23 protein-coding genes, 1 other RNA gene and 1 pseudogene are annotated in these 20,597 nt (G+C 64.1%); 11 read left to right on the forward strand and 14 right to left on the reverse strand.

Going from position 1 to position 20,597, the window contains the following annotated elements:
* Window positions 1-133: 133 nt before the first annotated feature.
* Window positions 134-1,495, reverse strand: coding sequence for an MFS transporter (locus tag FHY18_RS18380; RefSeq protein ID WP_259158571.1), 1,362 nt, complete (start codon window positions 1,493-1,495; stop codon window positions 134-136).
* A gap of 193 nt (window positions 1,496-1,688) precedes the next feature.
* Complete coding sequence (locus FHY18_RS18385) at window positions 1,689-2,240, reverse strand: YdeI/OmpD-associated family protein (protein WP_259159295.1); 552 nt, start codon at window positions 2,238-2,240, stop codon at window positions 1,689-1,691.
* Between the two features lie 189 nt (window positions 2,241-2,429).
* On the opposite strand from FHY18_RS18385, the gene FHY18_RS18390 reads away from it, so the two are divergent.
* On the forward strand, window positions 2,430-2,978 hold the full coding sequence (locus FHY18_RS18390; protein ID WP_259158578.1) for an RNA 2'-phosphotransferase: 549 nt from the start codon (window positions 2,430-2,432) through the stop codon (window positions 2,976-2,978).
* Between the two features lie 169 nt (window positions 2,979-3,147).
* Window positions 3,148-4,413 (forward strand): phospholipase D-like domain-containing protein, encoded by a 1,266-nt coding sequence (locus tag FHY18_RS18395; RefSeq protein WP_259158587.1) that lies wholly within the window; start codon window positions 3,148-3,150, stop codon window positions 4,411-4,413.
* A 20-nt stretch (window positions 4,414-4,433) separates the two neighbouring features.
* On the opposite strand, the gene FHY18_RS18400 is transcribed toward FHY18_RS18395, so the two are convergent.
* On the reverse strand, window positions 4,434-4,958 hold the full coding sequence (locus FHY18_RS18400; protein ID WP_259158589.1) for a hypothetical protein: 525 nt from the start codon (window positions 4,956-4,958) through the stop codon (window positions 4,434-4,436).
* Between the two features lie 247 nt (window positions 4,959-5,205).
* Between FHY18_RS18400 and FHY18_RS18405 the strand changes: the two genes are divergently transcribed.
* Together FHY18_RS18405 and FHY18_RS18410 are read left to right on the forward strand one after the other, a co-directional pair.
* Complete coding sequence (locus tag FHY18_RS18405; RefSeq protein ID WP_046965129.1) at window positions 5,206-5,412, forward strand: hypothetical protein; 207 nt, start codon at window positions 5,206-5,208, stop codon at window positions 5,410-5,412.
* Window positions 5,399-6,511 carry a type II toxin-antitoxin system RelE/ParE family toxin gene (locus FHY18_RS18410; RefSeq protein ID WP_259158596.1) on the forward strand — a complete coding sequence of 371 codons (1,113 nt, stop codon included), beginning with the start codon at window positions 5,399-5,401 and terminating at the stop codon, window positions 6,509-6,511. The genes FHY18_RS18405 and FHY18_RS18410 overlap by 14 nt, the downstream gene beginning before the upstream one ends.
* A gap of 163 nt (window positions 6,512-6,674) precedes the next feature.
* Here the strand turns inward: FHY18_RS18410 and FHY18_RS18415 are convergent, their stop codons facing one another.
* Complete coding sequence (locus tag FHY18_RS18415) at window positions 6,675-7,163, reverse strand: hypothetical protein (RefSeq protein WP_259159296.1); 489 nt, start codon at window positions 7,161-7,163, stop codon at window positions 6,675-6,677.
* 507 nt (window positions 7,164-7,670) lie between these two features.
* Between FHY18_RS18415 and FHY18_RS18420 the strand changes: the two genes are divergently transcribed.
* From FHY18_RS18420 to FHY18_RS18430, 3 genes are all read left to right on the forward strand, one after another.
* Window positions 7,671-8,312 carry a DUF6393 family protein gene (locus tag FHY18_RS18420; RefSeq protein ID WP_259158604.1) on the forward strand — a complete coding sequence of 214 codons (642 nt, stop codon included), beginning with the start codon at window positions 7,671-7,673 and terminating at the stop codon, window positions 8,310-8,312.
* A 335-nt stretch (window positions 8,313-8,647) separates the two neighbouring features.
* Window positions 8,648-8,806: a hypothetical protein gene (locus FHY18_RS18425; protein WP_259158606.1), complete on the forward strand. Its 159-nt coding sequence runs from the start codon at window positions 8,648-8,650 to the stop codon at window positions 8,804-8,806.
* A gap of 278 nt (window positions 8,807-9,084) precedes the next feature.
* Window positions 9,085-10,692 (forward strand): alpha/beta hydrolase-fold protein, encoded by a 1,608-nt coding sequence (locus FHY18_RS18430; RefSeq protein ID WP_259158613.1) that lies wholly within the window; start codon window positions 9,085-9,087, stop codon window positions 10,690-10,692.
* A gap of 4 nt (window positions 10,693-10,696) precedes the next feature.
* Here FHY18_RS18430 and FHY18_RS18435 read toward each other — a convergent pair.
* Together FHY18_RS18435 and FHY18_RS18440 are read right to left on the reverse strand one after the other, a co-directional pair.
* Window positions 10,697-10,772: non-coding RNA, sX9 sRNA (locus FHY18_RS18435), on the reverse strand.
* A gap of 308 nt (window positions 10,773-11,080) precedes the next feature.
* Window positions 11,081-11,482: an antitoxin Xre/MbcA/ParS toxin-binding domain-containing protein gene (locus FHY18_RS18440; protein WP_259158615.1), complete on the reverse strand. Its 402-nt coding sequence runs from the start codon at window positions 11,480-11,482 to the stop codon at window positions 11,081-11,083.
* A gap of 233 nt (window positions 11,483-11,715) precedes the next feature.
* On the opposite strand from FHY18_RS18440, the gene FHY18_RS18445 reads away from it, so the two are divergent.
* Entirely contained in the window at window positions 11,716-12,147 is a 432-nt protein-coding gene (locus tag FHY18_RS18445; RefSeq protein WP_259159298.1) for a hypothetical protein, read from the forward strand.
* Here FHY18_RS18445 and FHY18_RS18450 read toward each other — a convergent pair.
* The 3 genes and pseudogenes from FHY18_RS18450 to FHY18_RS18460 all read right to left on the reverse strand — a co-directional run bounded on the left by FHY18_RS18450 (window position 12,144) and on the right by FHY18_RS18460 (window position 14,331).
* A pseudogene (locus FHY18_RS18450) lies at window positions 12,144-12,870 on the reverse strand (DUF2306 domain-containing protein). The gene FHY18_RS18445 and the pseudogene FHY18_RS18450 sit on opposite strands and share 4 nt — an antisense overlap.
* A gap of 116 nt (window positions 12,871-12,986) precedes the next feature.
* Window positions 12,987-13,316: a hypothetical protein gene (locus FHY18_RS18455; RefSeq protein ID WP_259158617.1), complete on the reverse strand. Its 330-nt coding sequence runs from the start codon at window positions 13,314-13,316 to the stop codon at window positions 12,987-12,989.
* A gap of 118 nt (window positions 13,317-13,434) precedes the next feature.
* Complete coding sequence (locus tag FHY18_RS18460) at window positions 13,435-14,331, reverse strand: RluA family pseudouridine synthase (protein WP_259158619.1); 897 nt, start codon at window positions 14,329-14,331, stop codon at window positions 13,435-13,437.
* Between the two features lie 175 nt (window positions 14,332-14,506).
* Here FHY18_RS18460 and FHY18_RS18465 point away from each other — a divergent pair, with 175 nt between their 5' ends.
* The 3 genes from FHY18_RS18465 to FHY18_RS18475 all read left to right on the forward strand — a co-directional run bounded on the left by FHY18_RS18465 (window position 14,507) and on the right by FHY18_RS18475 (window position 17,433).
* The gene (locus FHY18_RS18465; RefSeq protein ID WP_259158621.1) at window positions 14,507-15,898 is read left to right on the forward strand and encodes an alpha/beta hydrolase; all 1,392 of its coding nucleotides are present in this window, start codon (window positions 14,507-14,509) and stop codon (window positions 15,896-15,898) included.
* A 226-nt stretch (window positions 15,899-16,124) separates the two neighbouring features.
* A complete protein-coding gene (locus tag FHY18_RS18470) occupies window positions 16,125-16,961 on the forward strand; it encodes a restriction endonuclease (RefSeq protein WP_259158629.1) in 837 nt (278 codons plus the stop codon).
* Window positions 16,962-17,088: 127 nt separating this feature from the next.
* Entirely contained in the window at window positions 17,089-17,433 is a 345-nt protein-coding gene (locus FHY18_RS18475) for a hypothetical protein (protein WP_259158631.1), read from the forward strand.
* Window positions 17,434-17,543: 110 nt separating this feature from the next.
* Here the strand turns inward: FHY18_RS18475 and FHY18_RS18480 are convergent, their stop codons facing one another.
* The 5 genes from FHY18_RS18480 to FHY18_RS18500 all read right to left on the reverse strand — a co-directional run bounded on the left by FHY18_RS18480 (window position 17,544) and on the right by FHY18_RS18500 (window position 20,553).
* The gene (locus tag FHY18_RS18480) at window positions 17,544-18,119 is read right to left on the reverse strand and encodes a hypothetical protein (protein ID WP_259158632.1); all 576 of its coding nucleotides are present in this window, start codon (window positions 18,117-18,119) and stop codon (window positions 17,544-17,546) included.
* Window positions 18,116-18,403 carry a hypothetical protein gene (locus tag FHY18_RS18485; protein ID WP_259158634.1) on the reverse strand — a complete coding sequence of 96 codons (288 nt, stop codon included), beginning with the start codon at window positions 18,401-18,403 and terminating at the stop codon, window positions 18,116-18,118. The genes FHY18_RS18480 and FHY18_RS18485 overlap by 4 nt, the downstream gene beginning before the upstream one ends.
* 14 nt (window positions 18,404-18,417) lie before the next feature.
* Window positions 18,418-18,969: a hypothetical protein gene (locus tag FHY18_RS18490; protein ID WP_259158635.1), complete on the reverse strand. Its 552-nt coding sequence runs from the start codon at window positions 18,967-18,969 to the stop codon at window positions 18,418-18,420.
* A 195-nt stretch (window positions 18,970-19,164) separates the two neighbouring features.
* On the reverse strand, window positions 19,165-19,740 hold the full coding sequence (locus FHY18_RS18495; RefSeq protein ID WP_259158637.1) for a hypothetical protein: 576 nt from the start codon (window positions 19,738-19,740) through the stop codon (window positions 19,165-19,167).
* A gap of 48 nt (window positions 19,741-19,788) precedes the next feature.
* Window positions 19,789-20,553, reverse strand: a complete 765-nt coding sequence (locus tag FHY18_RS18500; protein ID WP_259158639.1) for a hypothetical protein — start codon at window positions 20,551-20,553, stop codon at window positions 19,789-19,791.
* Window positions 20,554-20,597 lie beyond the last annotated feature (44 nt).

Raw genomic sequence — 20,597 nt, forward strand, 5'->3', positions numbered from 1 at the left:
GGCGGCGCGTGGCGACGCGCTCACCACAGTCGGCGTGCCAGTCACCGGAGGCGCCCCTCATCCGCTCCTTCGGGGCACCTTCTCCCGACGGGAGAAGGTAGCTAGATCTCAAGCTTGCGGTTGCATCAACACATCAGCGCTTGCGCTGATGCATCGCCGCTTCGTCATCCAGCCAGTTGCTGCCCTTGTTGGTCAGGAAGAGCATGTAGACCACCAACGACACCGCGATCACCGCCGTTGCGTAGATCACGAACTCGCTGACGTGGCCGGTCTTCAAGGAGGCCTGGTACAGCAACGGCGCGGTGCCGCCAAAGGCGGAGTTGGCCAGCGCATAGCCCAGGCCCACGCCCAGCGCGCGCACATGGGTGGGGAACAGTTCGGCCTTCACCACCGCATTGATCGAGGTGTAGCCGGTCAGGATCACAAAGCCCACGGTGAGGATCGCGAACGCGGTCAGCCAGTCGGTCTGCTTGGGCAGTTCCATCACCAGGAACCAGGTGTAGAGCACCCCGCCGATACCGAAGAACACCAGCAGGCTCTTGCGCCCGACGATGTCCGACAGCCAGCCGCCCACCGGCTGCATCAGCATCAGCACCGTCAGCGCGACCAGGTTGATGATGGTGCCGGCCATCACGTCGCCACCGGCGAATGCGGTCTGGATCATCTTCGGCCCGGTCACCGAATAGGTGTAGAACGCGATGGTGCCGCCGGCGGTGATCAGGAAGCACAGCAGCAGCGGGCGCCACTGGTTGACGAACAGCTCGCGCATCGAGCCCGACGCCTTGGCCTTGCCGGTGCGCGAATCGGCGATGGATTCGGAGCTCAGCGACTCGTCCATGGTCTGGCGCAGCCAGAACACCACCAGCGCACCGATGCCGCCCAGGCCGAACGCCACGCGCCAGCCCCACTCGGACACCTGCGGCGCATCGAAGAAATGCAGCATCACCAGCAAGGTGGTCTGCGCCAGCACGTGCCCGCCAACCAGCGTGACGTAATGGAACGAGGACAGGAACCCGCGCCGGCCCGGAATCGCCGCCTCGGACATGTAGGTCGCGCTGGTGCCGTACTCGCCACCGGTGGCAAAGCCCTGCAGCAGGCGCGCCAGCAGCAGGATGATTGGCGCGGCGATGCCGATCGTGGACACCGTCGGGGTGATGGCGATGACGAACGAGCACAGCGCCATCATCGACACCGAGATGGTCAACGCCAGCCGGCGGCCGTAGCGGTCGGCGAAGCGGCCGAAGTACCACGCACCGATCGGCCGCATCAAGAACGTCATCGCAAAGATCGCCCACACGAACATCGTGGCGTTCTTGTCTTCCTTGGAGAAGAACTGCGATTCGAAATAGGTGGCGAACACCGAGTAGACGTAGACGTCGTACCACTCGACCAGATTGCCGGCCGACCCCTTGAGCGTATTGGACACCGAACGGCGAAGGCTACCGGGCGCTGCGCCAGAACCGGCGGCGATCGGAGACGATGGGGGTGCGCTCATGCAGTCAGAACCTCATGGATGGGGCAGCCCTGGAGTATAGGTGCGCGCTTGTGTGACGCATGTAAGCATTTCGGCGCATAGGCAGGCGTCGTGCAAGCGGCTAGTCCGTCCGGTTTGTGCCTGGGTGGCAACCAACCCGGAGCGTTTGCCTGTATCGCTCCAAGGCGACATCTACCGAGATCTTTTTAGCGCTTCAGTCCGCTTTCGGCGTCGGCGCGGCAAGCGCTTTGCTGTACATCCCCGACCGATCGAAACAGCACGCACGCCGCTTGCCGGAGGCGAGCATGTCGCAGGCGGTCGCGATGCGCGTGACGCGCGTCTGGGCCTTTTTCCCCGAGACGATCCAGAGGATCCAGTCGCGCCGCGCCACCGCAGTGATGTCGTCCCAGGTCGAACGCGCGCCTGGGTGCGCGGCCAGCGCGGCGTGCAGATCGTCCGGCACCACCGGCTCGGGTTCTTCTGCGACCGGCGCGATCGCCAACGCAACCTGCGCGCCGGCCGCAACGCCTGCGGCCTGCTGCAATGCGTGTTCGACCTTGAGCCAGTGCCCACCCTGCCCGTCGGGCTGCAAGGTCGCCTGCAGGGGATGACCGGCCAGTGTGCCGGCCACGCTGACCATGCTGCGCGCCGGCAGTTTGTTGCTTGCGGTGGCGGGCAGCTGCACAAACAACCATGTGGCGTCGGCCGGCGCTGCCGGTCGCAGCAGCGTCGCCTTGAAGCCTATGGTGGCGGCTGGCTTGACCATCGCGCGGACGATAGCACCGCGCGGACAGACGCGCAGCGACCAGGCACGCCGCGCGCAGAAGCCGCACCAGCGCCTTGCATACCGCCGGACATCAGCACCGAACGCGCCTGCCCGGCGCTCAGGCAACCGCTCCATCGCTACCTGTAAACTGCGGCGTCCCGGGCACACGGATCGTCCAGCGCAATCAGCATGAGCAAGCACTACACCGAGACCAGCAAATTCCTCAGCTACGTCTTGCGGCATGCACCGGAGTCCATCGGGCTGGTGCTGGATCGCGACGGCTGGGCCGACATCGCCGCACTGATTGCGGCAGCCAATGCAGAGGGCAAGGCGCTGGATGCGGAGTTGATCCGCGCGGTGATCTCCAGCAGCGACAAGCAGCGCTTTGCGCTGTCTGCCGACGGCCTGCGCATGCGTGCGGTGCAGGGCCATTCGACGGCGAGCGTAGCCCTTGCGCACGTGGCAAAGGCACCGCCAACGCTGCTTTACCATGGCACCGCCACGCGTTTTCTCGATGCGATCCTGCGCGAAGGCCTGCGCCCTGGCCAACGCCATCATGTGCATCTGTCCGCCGATTCGCAGACCGCCATGGACGTGGGCGCACGCTATGGCACGCCGGTATTGCTGATCGTCCAGGCCGAACAGATGCACGACCAGGGCCTGCAGTTTTTTCAGGCCGACAACGGCGTGTGGCTCACCGACGCGGTACCGGTGGCATTTCTGACCCGCGCGAGCTGACGCGCGCACGCCGACAACTGCCGCTGTTCGCAGCGGCGTGTGTCACAGCACCGCGGCAGTGCCTCGCAACGCAGCACACGCGCCTGCCTTCACAACCCCCATGCCGCCCGCCTTGCCAGAATGCCGGCCGCTTGGGGCTGTCGATGGCAGGGGAACCGGAGTTGGATGCATGACATGGATCATCGTGGCCACGGTCGTCGCCACACTGGTGGTGGGGCTGCTGCTGCTCAACTTCGCCACGCCCGAGAAAAAGCTCGAGCACATCCCCAGCCACTGCTACGACGTCTCCGACCCGCAGTTCAAACGCGAGATGTCGGTATTGCTGGGCCCGGCGATCCTGCCGGGCAACAAGATCCAGGCGCTGCACAACGGCAGCGAGATCTTCCCGGCGATGCTGGCGGCCATCCGCAGCGCGCAGCAGACCATCACCTTCGAAACCTACATCTACTGGTCGGGCGAGATCGGCCGCGAGTTCAGCCAGGCGCTGTCCGAGCGCGCGCGTGCCGGGGTCAAGGTGCGCGTCACCATCGACTGGGGCGGCAGCCTGAAGATGGACCCGTCGCTGGTCGAGGAGATGACCGATGCCGGGGTGGAGGTGCACCGCTACCGTCCGCTGACCTGGTACAACCTGCATCGCGTCAATAACCGCACCCATCGCAAGCTGCTGGTGATCGATGGCCGCATCGGCTTCACCGGCGGCGTCGGCGTGGCCGACCAGTGGATGGGCGAGGCGCAGGACCCGGAGCACTGGCGCGACTCGCATTACCGCATCGAAGGCCCGGTGGTGGCGCAGGTGCAGGCCGCCTTCAACGACAACTGGATCAAGAGCACCGGCCGCGTGCTCAACGGCGCCGAGTATTACCCCGAGTTGTCGCCGGCCGGCGACAGCGACGCGCAGCTGTTCGTGGCCTCGCCGGCCGGCGGCAGCGAAAGCATGCACCTGATGTACTTGATCGCCATCGCCGCGGCGCGCAGCTCCATCGACCTGGCCGCCGCCTACTTCGTCCCCGATGCGCTGATCACCCGCGCGCTGCTGGAAGCGCGTGCGCGCGGCGTGCGCATCCGCGTGCTGCTGCCGGGCAAGCACATCGATGCGGTCTCGGTGCGGCTGGCCTCCAAGGCCAGCTGGGAGCCGCTGCTGCAGGCCGGCATCGCCATCCACGAATTCCTGCCCACCATGCTGCATACCAAGCTGCTTATCATCGACGGCCTGCTGGTCTCGGTGGGCTCGACCAACTTCGACATCCGCTCGTTCCGCCTCAACGACGAGGCCAGCCTGAACGTCTACGACCGTGACCTGGCCGCGCAGATGACCGAGGTGTTCGAGCGCGACCTGCAACGGGCCGAGCTGTACACGCTGGAGCGCTGGCATGCGCGGCCGCTGCGGCAGAAGCTGGGCGAAAAGCTGGTCTTCCCGTTCCGCTCGCAGGTGTAATCCGCCTCGCCCGGGGCCTCTTATACCCGTGCGGACACCCCGGCCTGCAGCCGCAGCTGGCGCAGGCGCCACCACACCCCGCCCACGTGCACCAGCGAATACAGCACCAGCGCAGCGGCAATCCCCATGGTCAGCGGGCTGGCCTGCGACCCGGCAGCGGCCGCACCCTCGCTGAAGGCGCCCGACGCCCAGCGCCAGGCCAGCCGGCCCAGCAGCACCAGCATCAACGCGCCGCCGATCCATGGATTGGGCGTGTACCAGCCCTGGCCGTCCACCCATTCGGCATGCGTATGGCGCAACGACAACGTACCCAGCCCGATACCGGCCGCCGTTCCCAGCGCGATGCCCGGCCGCACCTGCGGCAATCCGTAGAGCGCAAACGCCAGCGCGGCGGCGGCGATGACCAGCACGACCGCCCGCACCGCCGTGCTGACCGGCTTCCACTGCTGGCGGCCGAAGCTGCGGCGCAGACGCCGGTAGTAAATGAAGGCGATGGCCGCCATCGACAGGTACGGGGTAAACGGCGCGATGGCAGCAGCGGGCATGACCAGTCCTTTGTGGGTGAAGTGACCGCTGCAGGATGAAACCCGCCCGCACCGCGGACAAGGTGCCAAGTGTCACTTTCTACGGCCGGGCGCTTGTCGCCGCGGCGGGCACCCTTGCGGCCCGGCGCTTGCGGGCCGCCGGTGCCATCGCATCCGGTGAACGCCGCGCACGCGCGCCAGCCATTGCCACACGCGGATCCGGGCCGCGGCGGTAGACTTGCCGGCAGTACTCCCCCACCGCAGTGCCATGTCCGCCATCAAGCACCACGCCCAGACGCTGATCGACACGCTGCCCGAGACGGCAGGCTGGCAGGACGTGGTGCGCGTCGTGGAGGCCGCCAGCTTCCAGGCCGCGGTGCTGGACGGGATTGCCGCAGCCGACCAGGGCGCCATCACCGCACCGGCCCAGGTCACCGCACTGTTCGCCAGATGGGGCGTTGATGTTGCGGCGTGACTGGACTGTCCCGGCCGCCAAGCAGCTCGCCCACGCCCAGGATCACTACCACGCGCTCAACCCGACCATTGCCGCGGCGATGGCGCGGCATGTGCTGGAAGCCACCCGCACGCTGGCCGAGCAGCCGGGGCGTGGCCATGCCGGCCGCGTGGCGGGTACCCGCGAGTGGGTGGTCAAGCACACGCCTTACGTGCTGGTCTACCGCGTGCGCGAGGACGCGCTGCAACTGCTGCACGTCCATCTGGACCCCGGCGACTGGCTACCCCGCAGCGAGCCGCTGATCGAACGCATCGAGCCGTGGATTGCCGCGCTGATCAGCGCGCTGCTGCATGTGCTGATGTTGCTGATCCTGCTCTCCGCCTCCACCCCCAGCATGACCCCGCCGCAAGGCTCGGCCAGCGGTGGGCGGACCAAGGTGGATTTTGTCGGCGACACCGACCAGCCGCAGCAACCCACGCCCTCGCCAACGCCCACCCCGCCCTCGCAGACCCCCGCGCCGGTGCAGCCGCCGCCGGCCGCATCGCCGCTGCAATCGACGCTGGTCCAGAACGCCAGGAACCCGGTGCCGCCGCAGGGCGATACCCGCCGCGGCAGCCTGGCCGAGCAACGCCGTGCCCAACCGGTGCAGCGCCCCACCCCGCCGCAGCCGCCGGCCGAACCGTCATCGCCACCGCAACGCCGCCCGGAAACCTGGACCGGCCGCCCGCCGGGCATGCTCGACGAACCCGCCGACGCCGCCGAAAACGGCAGCGCCAACACGCCCACCATCAGCGAAGGCCGTCGCCGCGACCGCAGCAATGCCCAGCCCAGCATGGATATCGGCGGTTTCCAGGTCTATTACGACGTGCGCAGCGAAACCCAGCTGCGCGCGTGGAAGGAACAAGGCATGCAGGAGATCGCCATCATCCTGCCTGGCACCCAGCAACGCATGGTCTGCCCGCTGGATGTCGCGCTCAAGCGCGGCTCCAGCAAATGCCGCCTGCTGCCGCCGGATTCGCCGGAACTGAAATCCATCGGCGATGCCCGCGAGGTCATCAACATGATGGAGGTCTATCGCCAAGGCGAACCGGTCTGGCGTGGGCCGGGGCCGTATCGGTGAGAGGTGGGGGCTGTCTGGTAGCGGTGTATCCCGATTCCCCTCCACGCACGCGTGCCGAAACCGCCATTTCGGTCCCCCCCCTGAAGTGCCGTGTTGAAAGCAGCGACCGCACGAGCCGACGCTGGCTTCGGCTCGTTCGTCGATCACCTGGCGGTCGCAGACATCAGCTCCCCTGGTCTTTTCCGAGCTTTGTACCCAGTGCTCCCTTGAACGGCGCCGGATTGCTGGTCACCAGGCAGTTGTAGGGTTTGTCGCTGTTGAGAACCAGCACGGACGACTGCGGCCCCTTGAAATCCAGCCCGACCGAGAACAGCACATAGGTGTTGGGCAGCGCGCTCGGCCGAAACGCGCCAAAGGCATACTCCCCCGCCACGCCCAACGGCGGCAGCGGCACCGTCAGCATCAGCGGCTGTGTGGCCACAGGAGAGGGCAGCGACGAGGAAGCGGACATGATCTTGGACTGCACGTCGATCGAATACTTGGTCGTAACTGTCACTCCCAGGTACTTAGAACTCGGCGCCGAGACCTGCTTGCGACACGCCGCAATGTCCTCCGGCTTCTGATCCTGCTGTCCGGTCTGCAGCGTGGCAAAGACATGGGTCAGCGTGACCTTGTCCGTCCCGGTGACCGGTGCTGCAACGGCAGCATCCATGCACAACGCGGCGACGACGAGTGAGAGGCCGCAGGCCGCAAGTGCAGCGCGAGAGCTGGTTTTAGGTGTCATTTCGATCACTCCTTCATCTGTGATGCAAGGTGCCGACAGCCGCTAGTCGCGCGGCTGCCGCTTGCGCCTTGAATGGACAATCGCAACGGCACCTGTGCATACCGCCAAGCGGCAGATGATCGATTGCGTTCGATGACGACATGCGTCTGTGTGGGAGCGCCACACCTACGCCACCCAGCTGGCTGCGCCGCTGGTGTGTTCATCGTTGAAGACCCACACCTCGCAAACCCGTCAAATCGTCTCAACGACGTCGCTGCGTGATGCAGTTAGGCATTTGAAAGCGAACAAGGCGATGTCCATCGCTCACACCAAGCAGCAGTGGAGGCAAGCCACCATCTGAAGTGCCTGGGGGCTTGCAGTTTCCAGTAATGCCACTGAAGTGTGGTCGCCTACTTGAAGAGGCATTGGAGTGCAGGAAGATCCCAATGCACACACTTGAATGCGCACACCTGGACGTGGCGCAAAGCGGTTCTCGCCAAGGCAACCCTGACGATCCAGTTGAGCTATTCGGCAACCCTCAGGAGCCCGCAGTACGCTGGTATCGTCTGCATGGAAGCAGTGTTGCTGTGCCAGCCTGCCCGGAAAGGCTCAAGACCTCGCGGACATTCCATTCAAGTGAGTGGTTATCAGGAGAGCGCCATGCCCCGCATCGTACTGAAACGCTTGGCTGCAACACTTGCACTTACCGGGCTTGCGATGGCTCCGCTTTCATCCTGCGCGACTGCAGATGCTGCACGTACAGCTTCGTCACGGCAGGACTCCATGAAATCGGGAGCCGGCCAGATGCTTGACGAAATCTATGCATCCAGACAACCCGTTCGATTCGAACAGGTCGACGTTAGTCGCATCGTTGCCAAGTACGTCCCGGTGGGAACGGCAAAGTTGGTGGTGCTGGAGAGGTTCGGCAACTCTCCAACGTCAAAGATTGTTGAAGACACCATAGGCAAGGTGGTCGTCAGGGACGATAAGGGGCAGGCAATGCTTGATCCAGATGCACGTTCCATCGTGATGACGTTTTCCTTGGATACCGATGGCAAGGTGACGCACGTCGACGCCGTCCATATCAAGAATCAGTGAGCCAACGGGGACGTGCTGGACGAGAACACTGAAGTTGGATATCGCGACATCGGGTCTGCGCTTGGCAAGGCGTAGCATCACAAGCTCTTTGCGGACTGCGCGGGCACAGGCACCGCCGTCCAATGCCTGGTCGATCGGGACGCGCATGGCAGTGAGCGGATCCAAATCAGGCTCTAGATGATGCCCCATGCGCAAAACGGGCCGGTATCGCACTGGCACCACCGGCGGAAAGCTTCGGGGGGCCGACCGGAGCCACCGGCGAGGTCCGCAGCACCCAGGGCGAACTCGGCATGGTGCTCGACGGGCAACCGCTTCGGTCCGCCAAGGGATCGGTGATGGACCTGTACAACTACGATGACGAGCCCCGCCCGGCCGATACCTCGACCTGGAAGAGCGGCTACCTGGGGTGCGACTTCATGCGCGCCAACCGGGCGGTGATCGACTTCGCGTCGGGCTTGCTCTTCATCAAGGCCGAGCCTTCCGCGCACCGCTGACCGCGCCGATCGCCAGGCACGGGCGGGTCTTCGCGCCGCCGGCGCGCCCGTGCCGACGGCGCTGGATGTCTGTGCAGGTCGCCGCGCCACCCAAACCAGCGCAGCAATGACCGCCACGCTGGCGCTCCACGGGCGGTGCGTTGCCGGTCGCGCATTGCGGGCAGGTCGCATGGAGCAACCTCATCTCGCGCCGCTGGCGCGCGGCAGGCAGGAAAGTGGCTACAGTCGGCCCAGGGCCATCGCGCCCACTCCATCCACTTGCGCTCCAAAGGATTTGCATGTCCCTGTACCGTCTTGCACCTCGCCTTGGCCTGGCCGTTGGCCTGCTGTGCGCCTGCGCCGCACATGCCGCCGAGCCGGCGGCCGCGCATCGCCTGCTGCGCGTCACCCTGGGCGGCGCCACCGACCAGCCCGCCTCCGGGCGCCTGCTGGTGTTCGCCACCCTGGCCAAGGACGCGCAGGCGCAGGCCAAGGACGGCAAGGTGGAGGCGGTGGACACCAACCCGTTCCGTCCCAGCGACACCGCGGTGGCCGCGCAGGAGGTCGCCGGGCTTGCGCCGGGGGCCAGCGTGCAGATCGATCTGGACAACATCGCCTACCCCAGCGGGTTTTCCGCGCTGCCGGCCGGCGCCTATCTGTTTCAAGCCGTGCTGGACCCGGACCATAGCTACGGCTACAGCGGCCGCGATGGCGGCGACCTGCTCAGCGCGGTGACGCCGGTCACCCTGGGCAAAGGCGCAGCGCTACCCGCACTGACGCTCAGCACGCAGCTGCCTGTCTCGGACGACCCGTGGCAGGTGTCGCCACGCGCGCCGCAGGCCGTGCGCGATGCCGTGCCCGAGGCCAAGCTGCACACTACCGATGCCTCGATGGTGAGCCCGTCGCTGAGCGCGTTCTGGGGCCGGCCGGTGTCGCTGCGCGCCCGCGTGCTCACCCCGCCCGGCTATGACGCCAAGGCCCGCACGCGCTACCCCACCGTGTATGTCACCCACGGCTTTGGCGGCAACTACGACCGCTTTGCCGGCAGCATCGCCGCCACCTGGAGCGCGATGGCGGCCAAGCAGATGCCGCCGATGCTCTGGGTGTTCCTGGACCAGGCCACGCCCACCGGCACCCACGAGTTCGCCGACTCGGTCAACAACGGCCCCTGGGGCACGGCGCTGACCGAAGAGCTGATCCCGACGCTGGAGCGCCAGTACCGGATGGACGGCAAGGCCAGCGGCCGGTTCCTCACCGGGCACTCGTCCGGCGGCTGGGCCACGCTGTGGCTGCAGACGCGCTACCCCAAGCTGTTCGGCGGCACCTGGTCCACCTCGCCCGACTCGAGCGACTTCCACGACTTCACCGGGCCGGACCTGTACGCACCCAACGCCAATGTCTACCGGCGCCCGGACGGCAGCCAGTTCCCGCTGGTCCGCGATGGGGGCAAGGTGGTGGCCGAGCTGGAAACCTTCGCCAAGCTCGAACGCGTGCTCGGCCCGTACGGCGGCCAGCTCACTTCCTTCGAGTGGGTGTTTTCCCCGCGCGGGCCCGACGGCCGCCCGCTGCCGATGTTCGACCGCGACACCGGCAAAGTGGACCCGGCCGTGGTGGCCTACTGGCGCACCCATTACGACATTTCGGCGCGCGTGGCTGCGCAGTGGCCCACGCTCAAGCCCGACCTGGACGGCAAGATCCACCTGATCGTCGGCACCGCCGACACGTTCTACCTGGATGGCGCGGCACGTAAATTCCAGGCGGTGCTGGACGGGCTGGGCGCCAGGAGCGACTTCCGCTATCTGGAAGGCCGCAGCCACTTCGACCTGTACAAGGAAGGCGACGACAGCAGCGCGCTGATGAAGAAGATCGCCGCGGAAATGTACGCCGTGGCGCGACCGAAGCAGTAAGAGCGGCTACTACAACGTCGCGCACAGTGGCCAGGTGGATGTAGGCAACGCGGAGGTACCGGCGTGTGCGAGGGGTACATGCCGCGCCGAGCACCGGCCGCACCCGTCTGGCGGTGAACACAGTCGTTCATGGGCCGCTCCAGGCACCTTCGTACCGGCGGTGACGTGCCGGCGGTACGCGCAGGAGTTTCGCATGGGCAGTTGACGCACTCCCGGTGCCGGCGATGCAACGCCGCAGGCGCAGCATCGCGTTCGTGCAAGCGCATGCACGGCCGCTGCATGCGTTAACGCGCATCCGCATCGCAATGCCTGCAACCCACTGCGCAACGCGCCGGGGCAGACGTACACGCAGCGCGGCATTGGCCACGGCGCAGCATCGCCGCGCCCCCTACGCCGAGCGCTTGGGCAACTCCCATTCCATCTGCTGGCGCAACACCAGCAGCAATACCTTGAGGCTGCCGGCGCGCACCAATGCGGCGGGGGTCTGCCCATCCAGCGCGTTCATCGGCTCGCGAAACCAGCGGATCAGCGCCTCGTTGTTGCCGCCGTGCAGTGCCCAGGCGTGGCACACGATCTCGCCCAGCGCCTCGATCCCGGCACTGCCCAGCAACTTGAGATGCTCCGGGGTGAATTTGAACAGCGACAGCACCAGCTCGGCATCGGCGGCCTTGCCGTGGTCGGCCGCCATCTGTGCGCTGTGCGCGGTGCTGTAGCTGGACGGTTGCGCGCGCAGCGCTTCGGCCCGGCGCATGCCGATGAGCAGGGAGTCAATCAGGTCGGCGCGTTCCACGGTGCAGTCCGGCAGGGTGTTGCGCGCACGCTAACGGTGCCGATGACCGCGCTCAATCGGGAGTCTCCCGACAGCCGCGGCGTCAGTCAGCCGGCATTGCCATCGGCGGTCTTTAACGAACGCCTTGCTAGCATCTGGGCGCGTTGCTGGCGGCGCACCGGGTGACCCGGGCCGCCGGATCTGGAGTGCCATCTCATGAGGAGTCGCCGATGAACTGGAAGTCCGCCGTTACCCTGCTTGCCCTGTCCAGCGCCGCCATGCCGGCGCTGGCCCAGCCCGACCGGCAGGTCGCCGAAGACATGATCACCCGCTCGGCCAATGTCTGCCCCGGCCATAGCACCGACCGCACCAGCCCCACCGTCAAGGCCGTGCCCGTGGGCGCGCTGCGGGTGATGCTGGAGCGCGGCCTGGTCATGTGCCCGGACCGCCGCCTGGATGCCGCTGCGCCAGCAGTGTTCTACGGCCGCCTGGGCGTCTTCGCCTGGAACCCGGAAGTGCCCGCCGCCACGACGGTGATCGTCAAGCAGATCGGCAGCATGACCCGCAACGACGACTACCCGGTCGAGACGCTGGTGTGGGATGCCAAGGGCACCGCGCTCAAGCAGCAGACCGTGCCGATGTTCGAGCCCCGGCCGGGTGCGGCGGTGTTGTACAAGGTGCGCTAAGCCGCGCCTGCGCCTCGCACCGGGGCCGTTTCAGCCGGCGTCCATGCCGACGCCGGCACCCGCCGCGGCTGCGGACAGACGCATGTGTCGGCGCGCGGCGTTGGCGATTGCGCTCACCACCACATGGATCAGCAACGGCACCGCCCAGCTGGCCCATAGCAGCGCCGCGATCGTGCCCGGCGACGGCGCAATGCCGGCCCCCACCGCCGCATAGAGCGCGATGCGAAATATCACTGGCGCCAGGGTCACCAGATACGCCCGCACCATCCAGCGCTGGTGCTGGCCAACCTGCCCGCGACGGATGGCCACCAGGCCGACGGAGGCCATCAGCAGCCACGCCGCTTCCGTCGCCGCGAAGGCCACGCGGATGACCATCGGCGCTGGCGAGCTGGCAATCAACCCCGTGGCGCCAAGCATCGCCACCAGCATCCCGGCGAAATAGGCACGCCCCACGCAGCGGTGCACCCATGCGTGCCTGCGCCAGCGTTGCGTGAGGAACTGCAGCGTGCCCAGTGCGATGCCGGCGGCGCCACCACCCAGATGGCACCACAGCCAGCCGCGCCGAGTAAGGAACATGGCGTATGCCGGCGACTCCAGCGCGGCGTACTTCAGATACACGTGACGCACGAATTCGGCCGCGAATGCGGCCAGCGCAAGCCACAACAACGCCCACGCCACGCGGGCGACCGGCCTGCCACCAGCAACCGCAACACCGTCGCGCATTGGATCGACCCGCATGCCCCGCTCCTTCGGCCAGCCGGCTCTCGGCAGCGGCACGCTAGCATGGACACGCTGCGGGAGCGCTGGCGCAGATCCTGGGAGCGATGCGGGACGAAGGCTTACGCGTGCCGCTGCACGTCATGCGGCACCGGGTCCCGCCACTCGCCGCCGAGCCGCTGCTCATAGATTTCGTCCACGACACTGCGCGCTGCACGGGCGGCATTGAAGATGCTCTCGCCCAGAACCGACAAGCTGGTGGCATCCAGTGGCTTGCCGCTGCACACCGCCACCATGTCGCTCTGCGCGGTGATGGTGCGCAGCAGCGTGTGGAACTGGTCGATCTGCTGCAGGGTGACGCCGAAGGTGAAGGGCTCTGCGTGCGGTTGCAGCTTGGCTGCTGGCGTGGCGCGTCGCCGAGCGGTAGTCGAAAGGGCTTTCGAAGCAGTCATGGCGTCCGTCCTCGACGTGAGCGGACGGGATGTCCGCAAAGCCAGCGTAACGCGCTCTTTCGGATATCTGAAAACCAGATATTTCGCCTGGATTTCCAGCGAAACGGAGGCTCGTGTCTCAGGCCGATCTTGTCGGTTCGACTGTCGCGGTGAAGCTCCGCGGCTCACCGGTGATCGGGTCATCGAACGCCAACGTATGCGCGAACAACTGCAGCGGACGCTCCGGATCATCGGGCCGCTGGTCTTCCAGCTCTGGATAGAAACGGTCATGCAGGATCGGCGCGCCCAGCGCGGCCATATGCACGCGCAACTGGTGCTTGCGCCCGGTGACCGGCTCCAGCCGGTACGTCCACGTGTCTACGCCGCGCGCGACCACATCGATCACCGTCTCGCTGTTCGGTTCGCCCACGCCATCGCGCATGCGGAAGAACGGCTCGCCCGGCTCCAACCGGCTGCGATGCACATACGGAAACGTCAGCCCAGGTAGCGGCGGCGCCACTGCCAGATAGTGCTTGCGGATACGCCGCTCGCGAAACAGCGCCTGGTAGACCCCACGTGTTGCCGGGTTGGCAGAAAACAGCACCAGCCCCGCAGTATCGCGGTCGATGCGATGCAACGGCACCAGTGCGGGATTATCGAAGCGTCGCACCAATCGCGTCAGCAGCGTCTCGCGCACGAAAGCGCCGGCTGGCACCACGGGCAGGAAGTGCGGCTTGCAGGCAACGATCACGTGCGCATCGGCATGCACCACGGTTTCCGTCGCCGTGATGATCGGCTCACCCGCTACTTCGCGGAAATAATAGATTTCTGCACCCAAGCGATACGGCGCCGACACATCCAGCACCTGCGCATTCGCGTCCAGCACACGCCCACGCGCAAAGCGGTCATGCCACGTGGCCGCATCGATGCTTGGGAAACACGCGCATAGCGCCTCCAGTACCGTCGCCCAGCTTCCCACCGGGAGCTGGAACTGGCTAGCGGCCATGCCATCAAGGATCGGGCGTGGTGGAACCATGGCGGCAGCGATGTGCACTCAAACAGATAGGGCTGGATCGTACCTTGCCCGCGTTGGACTGTTGCGCAATCTGCGCAAGGACATGCGCACCTTAGCGGCGAAGAATGACTTTCGGGCGATACGCGCGACGCCGCGTTAGGCAATGCTGCGGCTCTTTGCCGAGAGAGGGAACTCGATGCGCCGTCCTACGTTCTACGCGGCCCTTGCCTGCCTTGCTGCATTCCTTGCGCCGCTTGCCACCGCAGCGCAGACGCCGCCGTCGTCATTCACCGCCTGCACCGACGCAGCGCCGCACACACCGCTGGCCGGTAGCGAATGCCTGCTCGCCCAGGTGCCGCTGCGTCACGAAGCACCGGATGCCGGCACCATCGACCTGTTCGTCCGCCGCTTGCCAACACCGGACCAGCGCAAGCGACGCGGCGAAGTCTGGCTGATTGCGGGCGGGCCGGGCGAAGCCGGCGCCTCGCTGTACCCGATGATCAGCACCTACCGGCGGGCATTTCCCGGCTATGACCTGGTCATTCCAGACCATCGCGGCACCGGGCGTTCCACCCGCCTGTGCCCTGTGCAGGAAGCGCCGCAAAGCGCAGACGGCGTGGGCCTGGCTGGTGCCGAATGGGGCCCGTGCATCGGCGCGCTGTATGCCGACGCGCAACGCACCAAGGACTTCACCATCACCGAAGCTGCGCAGGATCTTGCACTGCTGGTCCGCCAACAGCGACGCGAGGGCAAGGTGCTGCTGTACGGCGTGTCCTATGGCACGCAATTGGCACTGCGCACCCTGCAAGTGGCGTCCGTGCCGCTAGATGGGCTGGTGCTGGATGGACTGGTGCCGCCGGAAACTGCAACGCAATGGGACTTGAGCCACCGCACTGCGGTGGTCGATGCAGTTGGGCGCGCGCTGCTGGATGACGCACACATCGCCACCTATCGCAGCGTGCTCGATCGCAGCGACAGCGCCGCATGGCGCACGCAAATCCCCGGCAACGACCTCAAGCGCTTTCTCGGCATGCTGCTCAACTTCCCCGCCCTGCGCGACCGGATCCCCGCGATCATCGATGGCCTGGCCCGCGACGACGCCACGTTGCTCACTACCACCATCGCCGATCTGAAGGCAGCGCTTGCAGCGATGGGCCAAGGTGGCGACAACCAGCCCGCATTGCCGCTGGTCATGCTGATCGCCGCGTCCGAAAACAATGCACGGCCAACACTCACCCGCGAAACCGTCGCGGCCGAAGCCAAGGACGCCCTGTTCGTCAGCCCCATCCCCGGCCTGCTGGTGGACGCCAGCCTGCCAACCTACCCGCGCGACGCCTGGTTCGGCCGCAGCCCCACCACCCTGCCGCGCACCCTGGTCATCCAAGGCACGCTAGACCCCAACACCCCGTATGCCGGCGCGCAGACGCATGCCACATTGCTGAAAGCCGCAGGCCCGATGACCTTCAGCACCGTTGAGCGTGGTGCGCATTGGCTGGCGTTTGCTGCGCCTAAGTGTTTTGCGAGTACGGTTGCGGAGTTTGTGGCGGACCGAAAAGTTGCTGGGCGCTGTCGTGAGCCTGGCGAATGATGGGTTGCAAAGAATCCCACTGTTGCTCAGGGCACTCCCAGTCTGCGGCCCTCGAAGAGTGGCTATAGCGACACAAGCAAACTCAACCATTAGCGTAACGGCAAGCTCTACCGCTTCGTATCGCTTAATGCGGCACATTTGATGGGATGCGGATCGCAACGACGGTTGGTTTGCTGACAAGCCTTGTTCCAGCGGTTATGTTCGAACCTGGAACGGGGGTTCTTGCATGGGACGCAGAAAGAAGCAGAGCGCGTTTGAAGCGATGGCCGCATTGCCGTGGCCGGTTGGCTTCGTTATGGGAGTCGCTGCTTATCTGGTGGTGCGCTACGGCATCGGCTGGTGGTTCTCTCATCAGGGCGGAATGCTGTCCCAGGGCTTCGCCCAGCAATCGAGTGGAATGTTCGCGCCATTGGCGTGGACGCTGCTCGGCGTCTGCTGGCTTGCTGCGCTGTTCTCCTATCTGGGCGCACGCAGCCGGCGGCGCTTTCTGGAAACACGCACAAGCCTGGAGAGCCTGGCCGCCGGCGGCTGGCGCCAATTCGAACTATTGGTGGGTGAAGCGTTTCGCCGCCAGGGATACAGCGTCGAAGAAACCGGCCTGGGCGGTGCCGACGGCGGCATCGACCTGATCCTGCGCAAGGACGGCCGACGCACGCTGGTGCAATGCAAGCAGTGGAAGCGCCAGCAAGTTGGCGTCAGCGTCGTGCGCGAAATGTTCGGCCTGCTCGCGCATCACCAAGCCCACGCAGTCAAGATCGCCTGTATCGGAACTTATACGAAAGACGCAGAGCGCTTCGCCGAAGGCAAGCCAATTGAATTGATTGGCGGCGAACAGTTATTGAGGATGATTCGAGCGGTGCAACGACAAGCCACATCGCAGGCAACGCCGGCGCCAGTACATGTCGAACCTGTCTTTGCTTCACCTGGGTCCAATGCCCCCGCAGCCACCGTCACCAGAAGCTGCCCGCGCTGCAGCAGCGCGCTTGTGCAGAGAAGAAATCGGCATATCGGCGATAGCTTCCTAGGCTGCAGTCAGTTCCAGGAGTGCAGAGGGACAGCATAGGTGAACCTGACCAACCTGACCCCGCTTTTCGCAACTTAGATGAGGGCTTTGAGATGTCCAATAAATACAGCGTTGGCGACATAAGCCACTTCACGGGTGGGCTTAATTCAGGCGTTAGGGCGTAGCAATGAAGACATTCGCTTTTCTAGCAATAGTGGTCGGTACATCGCTGGCATCCTGCACGTCGGGGCAGACCAAAGGTCCTATCTATAGCGGCGAGTATTTCTACAATTTCGAAAACGCCATCTTCACTCCGGACGATAAAGAGGAAGATTGGTGCCTCAGTGGCTTATCCATGCAGAAGGCTGAGCTTCCTGCCAAAGATGCAAGTGGTCCGTGGGGCACCTCGCATGTTCTCGTGCGGGGCAAGCTCGGCCCAAGAGGTAGCTTTGGTGGCCTCGGTCGCTGCAAGCATGTTCTTGCAGTTACAGAGATTATTGAGATCACCAACATGAGGGGCCAGGGTGAGTAAAGGGCGCCCAGGCTCGTTGACATGTCCCTTCTTAGCTTCCCATTCGAGTTGGATGACGCGATACGGGACCTGCTGGTTAGCATCTGATGCTGCCATGGACCAACTCCTTGTCAGTCCCTGAGGTTGATTACGCGAGTCAAGTACCAGCAGCCCCTGCTTCGCTTGAAGACATAAGTATCCATCTCATATTCCATACCAAAGTCCACCCTGCGCCCGTCACCGGCTGTCGACTCAATGGATATTGGATATCCAATCTCACTTTGTCGCTCGGGCCCCTTTGCCCCTGGAATAGTTTGATCAAAGACTTTTGCATCCTTGAAATAACGAAAAGGGAATAGGTCGAGGCGAGAAGGTCCTTTCCGCTTGGAGATGTGCGTGGCCGGCGATGATGGCGTTACGTCTTCGACAGTGTAAGTCGGGACTTCATACTCCAGCGGATCATCCGTGAAACGCAGACGCACTTCATCGTTTGCAACATCGGCGTAGCGCTGAAGGAAAGTGCTGAAATCCTTCGAGGGACAAGCGACCGACGCTTGCCCGTTGTTCTGCCTCGGATGCTCGCGCTGCGGGGCGACTGGGTGGGCGGGCGACGTGCATCCCGCCATAGACAGACCAAGCACCGTAGCTAAGGCGGTAGATGGGTTGAAGTGACAGGCACCCATGCTCATCATTCTTCCTTTATTCATGGGGGTGGCATAAGCGGAATTTGGTCAGGACGAAGGCCATGCGTTTTTCCAGGCTCGGCAACCTCGATTTCTTGAAACTCCCCCCCCACCAGGCCAAGCGTTCGGCCTCGTTGACCACCAACAGCGCTACCGTTCTCCAGTTTAGCGCCACGATTGCCGTAGGGATGATGAGTGACAAGGTCGTCGAAGTTGTCGACGACCTCGTTGTGATATTCCTTATTCTTGTCCCATTCGAGCTGCATCAGCCGATAGGGAATCTGGGGCGTCGCCTCCTGTCCAGACATGTGCCAACTCCTTGTCAGTCTCTTAAATTGATCGCACGCGTTAGGCGCCAACAGCCCTTGCTGCGCTTGAATAGATACGAATCTATTTCATATTCCATGCCGAAAGAGACGGTGTGATCACCCCCTATCCCGGCCTCGATGGTGAAGGGGAATCCGGCGTCGCCTTCGGGCTCCGGATTTGCTTCCCCGGGATCGATGTGGTCGAAGACTTTGGCATTCCTGAAATAACGATAGGAGAATAGCTCAAAGCGAGAAGGCCCTTTTATTTTCGAGATGTGCGTAAGAGGGGACGAATCGGTCATGTCCTCCACTGTGTACGTTGGTACCTCGTATTCCAGCGGGTCATCCGTAAAGCGGCGACGCACACTATCATCTGTAGAATCGGCGTAACGCTCAAGGAATGTTGCGAAATCCTTGGCAGGACAACCAACAGTGGCAGGTTGGTCTTTAAGCTGAGTCGGCTCGCGCTGCGACGCAATTGCCTGCGAAGGCGAAGTGCATCCAGTTATGGTGACGCAAAGCATTGCGGTGAAGACTGCATATGTGTTCAAGGGGTATGCACCCATGCTCATCCTTATTTCTCAGTTGCTTGCGATCGGCGATGCATGTCACCGATATGGCCGATCATTCGCACCAGCCTTAAAGCGAAGACCCGACGGCATGAGTTATTAATATTCCCTTTCCGCACTCCACGCAAGGTTAATAACTCTGTGTGCACTCGCCGCTTAGCTTCCTGTCTTGCCCCACTCCCCTACTCCTTGTCAGTCCCTGAGATTAATCGCCCGTGTTAAATACCAACAGCCTTGACGCTTCTCGAACACGTAAGTATCAACTTCATATTCCATGCCGAAATTTACCCTGCGCCCCTCGTTAGTAGTCGCCTCTACGGAGAGCTGTGAACCAACCTCACTTTTTGGCTCAGGCTTGCTTCTTCCAGCGGCTAGTTGGTCGAAAATTTTTGCATCCTTGAAATATCGGTAAGAGAACAACTCAAGCCGAGACGGGCCTTTCTGCCTGGAGATATGCGTGTCCGGTGATGACGCGGTCTCTTCTTCGACCGTGTGAGTCGGGACTTCATACTCCAGCGGATCATTGGTGAAACGGCGACGTACGTCATCGTTTGCAACATCGGCATAGCGCTGAAGGAAAGTGCTGAAATCCTTCGAGGGACAAGCGACCGACGCTTGCTTGCCGTTCTGCCTCGGATGCTCGCGCTGCGGGGCGACTGCCTGGGCGGGCGACGTGCATCCCGCCATAGAGAGACAAAGCACCGCAGCAAAGGCGATAGATGGATTCAAGTGGTAGGCACCCATGCTCATCATTCTTCCTTTATTCATGGCTGTGGCATCTGAGAGGCCCGTCTCGGCGGCTGCTTCAAGACCACCTCAGCTTACCCATAGCTCAAGCCGTTTTGTGATCTTCCATCCTTTCCCGGTGCGCGCAAGCAGATAGAGCATGCCCGTGCCGCACCGTCCGTCGCAACGCTGTTCCGCATACACCAGGGAGTGGGATCCATCGACGACGACCGGCACACTGAGTTGCAGATATCCGGCTGTGCCCGGGTAAGCCTGATAGAAGGCGGGCCAGTTGATATCCGTCAGCAGTGCGTCGACGTGATCGGTAGATGCCCCGCGGACGTAAGTGCTCTCGGGCAGCCGTACCTGCACCTGCGCTGCATTTGCCAGCAATAGCGCCTGTCGCGCCTTTGCTGATACGAACCTATGTGCAGCGGTGGACGAAAGTAACTTCTGATCCAGATTCGAGCCGCACGCCTGCTCTGGCCTCTCAACAGGACAGGTCTGGGTAGACCGATCGAGCAACACCACGGGTTTGCGTTTTGCACGCATGCGAGACGTGTCCACCTCTGACGCACCAGCATAGACGGGATACCGCTGCTCAGCGACTGCTGTCCAGATCAGGATCACGTCCTGCTTCGATAGAGCTGCAGGCGGCGACGGTGATGCTGACTGTTCGGCAGATCCTGTAATGGAGGAAGTGATCGGCTTTGCCAACAGCACGATGGCGAGCAACGATGCAACAAGTAAACAAACACGCAGGATGCGAGGCCAGCTCATCCGCCTTGGCGACAGGTCGGCTGGTGACGATGGATGCGCAGGGTGAGTGTCGTTGAAGGGATACTCCTTCGACATTTTGTGTTGTTTCGACTCGTGTGGCGGTAGTTGAGAGGTCACCG

Origin of the sequence: Xanthomonas sp. 3793, assembly GCF_024806835.1 — a bacterium.
Taxonomy (GTDB): Bacteria; Pseudomonadota; Gammaproteobacteria; order Xanthomonadales; family Xanthomonadaceae; genus Xanthomonas; species Xanthomonas arboricola_F.

Excerpts from the sequence above, each read along its gene's own strand:
- FHY18_RS18380 (WP_259158571.1), bottom strand. The coding sequence starts at position 1,495 with ATGAGCGCACCCCCATCGTCTCCGATCGCCGCCGGTTCTGGCGCAGCG.
- FHY18_RS18385 (WP_259159295.1), bottom strand. The coding sequence starts at position 2,240 with ATGGTCAAGCCAGCCGCCACCATAGGCTTCAAGGCGACGCTGCTGCGA.
- FHY18_RS18390 (WP_259158578.1), top strand. The coding sequence starts at position 2,430 with ATGAGCAAGCACTACACCGAGACCAGCAAATTCCTCAGCTACGTCTTG.
- FHY18_RS18395 (WP_259158587.1), top strand. The coding sequence starts at position 3,148 with ATGACATGGATCATCGTGGCCACGGTCGTCGCCACACTGGTGGTGGGG.
- FHY18_RS18400 (WP_259158589.1), bottom strand. The coding sequence starts at position 4,958 with ATGCCCGCTGCTGCCATCGCGCCGTTTACCCCGTACCTGTCGATGGCG.
- FHY18_RS18405 (WP_046965129.1), top strand. The coding sequence starts at position 5,206 with ATGTCCGCCATCAAGCACCACGCCCAGACGCTGATCGACACGCTGCCC.
- FHY18_RS18410 (WP_259158596.1), top strand. The coding sequence starts at position 5,399 with ATGTTGCGGCGTGACTGGACTGTCCCGGCCGCCAAGCAGCTCGCCCAC.
- FHY18_RS18415 (WP_259159296.1), bottom strand. The coding sequence starts at position 7,163 with ATGGATGCTGCCGTTGCAGCACCGGTCACCGGGACGGACAAGGTCACG.
- FHY18_RS18425 (WP_259158606.1), top strand. The coding sequence starts at position 8,648 with ATGGACCTGTACAACTACGATGACGAGCCCCGCCCGGCCGATACCTCG.
- FHY18_RS18430 (WP_259158613.1), top strand. The coding sequence starts at position 9,085 with ATGTCCCTGTACCGTCTTGCACCTCGCCTTGGCCTGGCCGTTGGCCTG.
- FHY18_RS18455 (WP_259158617.1), bottom strand. The coding sequence starts at position 13,316 with ATGACTGCTTCGAAAGCCCTTTCGACTACCGCTCGGCGACGCGCCACG.
- FHY18_RS18460 (WP_259158619.1), bottom strand. The coding sequence starts at position 14,331 with ATGGTTCCACCACGCCCGATCCTTGATGGCATGGCCGCTAGCCAGTTC.
- FHY18_RS18465 (WP_259158621.1), top strand. The coding sequence starts at position 14,507 with ATGCGCCGTCCTACGTTCTACGCGGCCCTTGCCTGCCTTGCTGCATTC.
- FHY18_RS18470 (WP_259158629.1), top strand. The coding sequence starts at position 16,125 with ATGGGACGCAGAAAGAAGCAGAGCGCGTTTGAAGCGATGGCCGCATTG.
- FHY18_RS18475 (WP_259158631.1), top strand. The coding sequence starts at position 17,089 with ATGAAGACATTCGCTTTTCTAGCAATAGTGGTCGGTACATCGCTGGCA.
- FHY18_RS18480 (WP_259158632.1), bottom strand. The coding sequence starts at position 18,119 with ATGAATAAAGGAAGAATGATGAGCATGGGTGCCTGTCACTTCAACCCA.
- FHY18_RS18485 (WP_259158634.1), bottom strand. The coding sequence starts at position 18,403 with ATGTCTGGACAGGAGGCGACGCCCCAGATTCCCTATCGGCTGATGCAG.
- FHY18_RS18490 (WP_259158635.1), bottom strand. The coding sequence starts at position 18,969 with ATGGGTGCATACCCCTTGAACACATATGCAGTCTTCACCGCAATGCTT.
- FHY18_RS18495 (WP_259158637.1), bottom strand. The coding sequence starts at position 19,740 with ATGAATAAAGGAAGAATGATGAGCATGGGTGCCTACCACTTGAATCCA.
- FHY18_RS18500 (WP_259158639.1), bottom strand. The coding sequence starts at position 20,553 with ATGTCGAAGGAGTATCCCTTCAACGACACTCACCCTGCGCATCCATCG.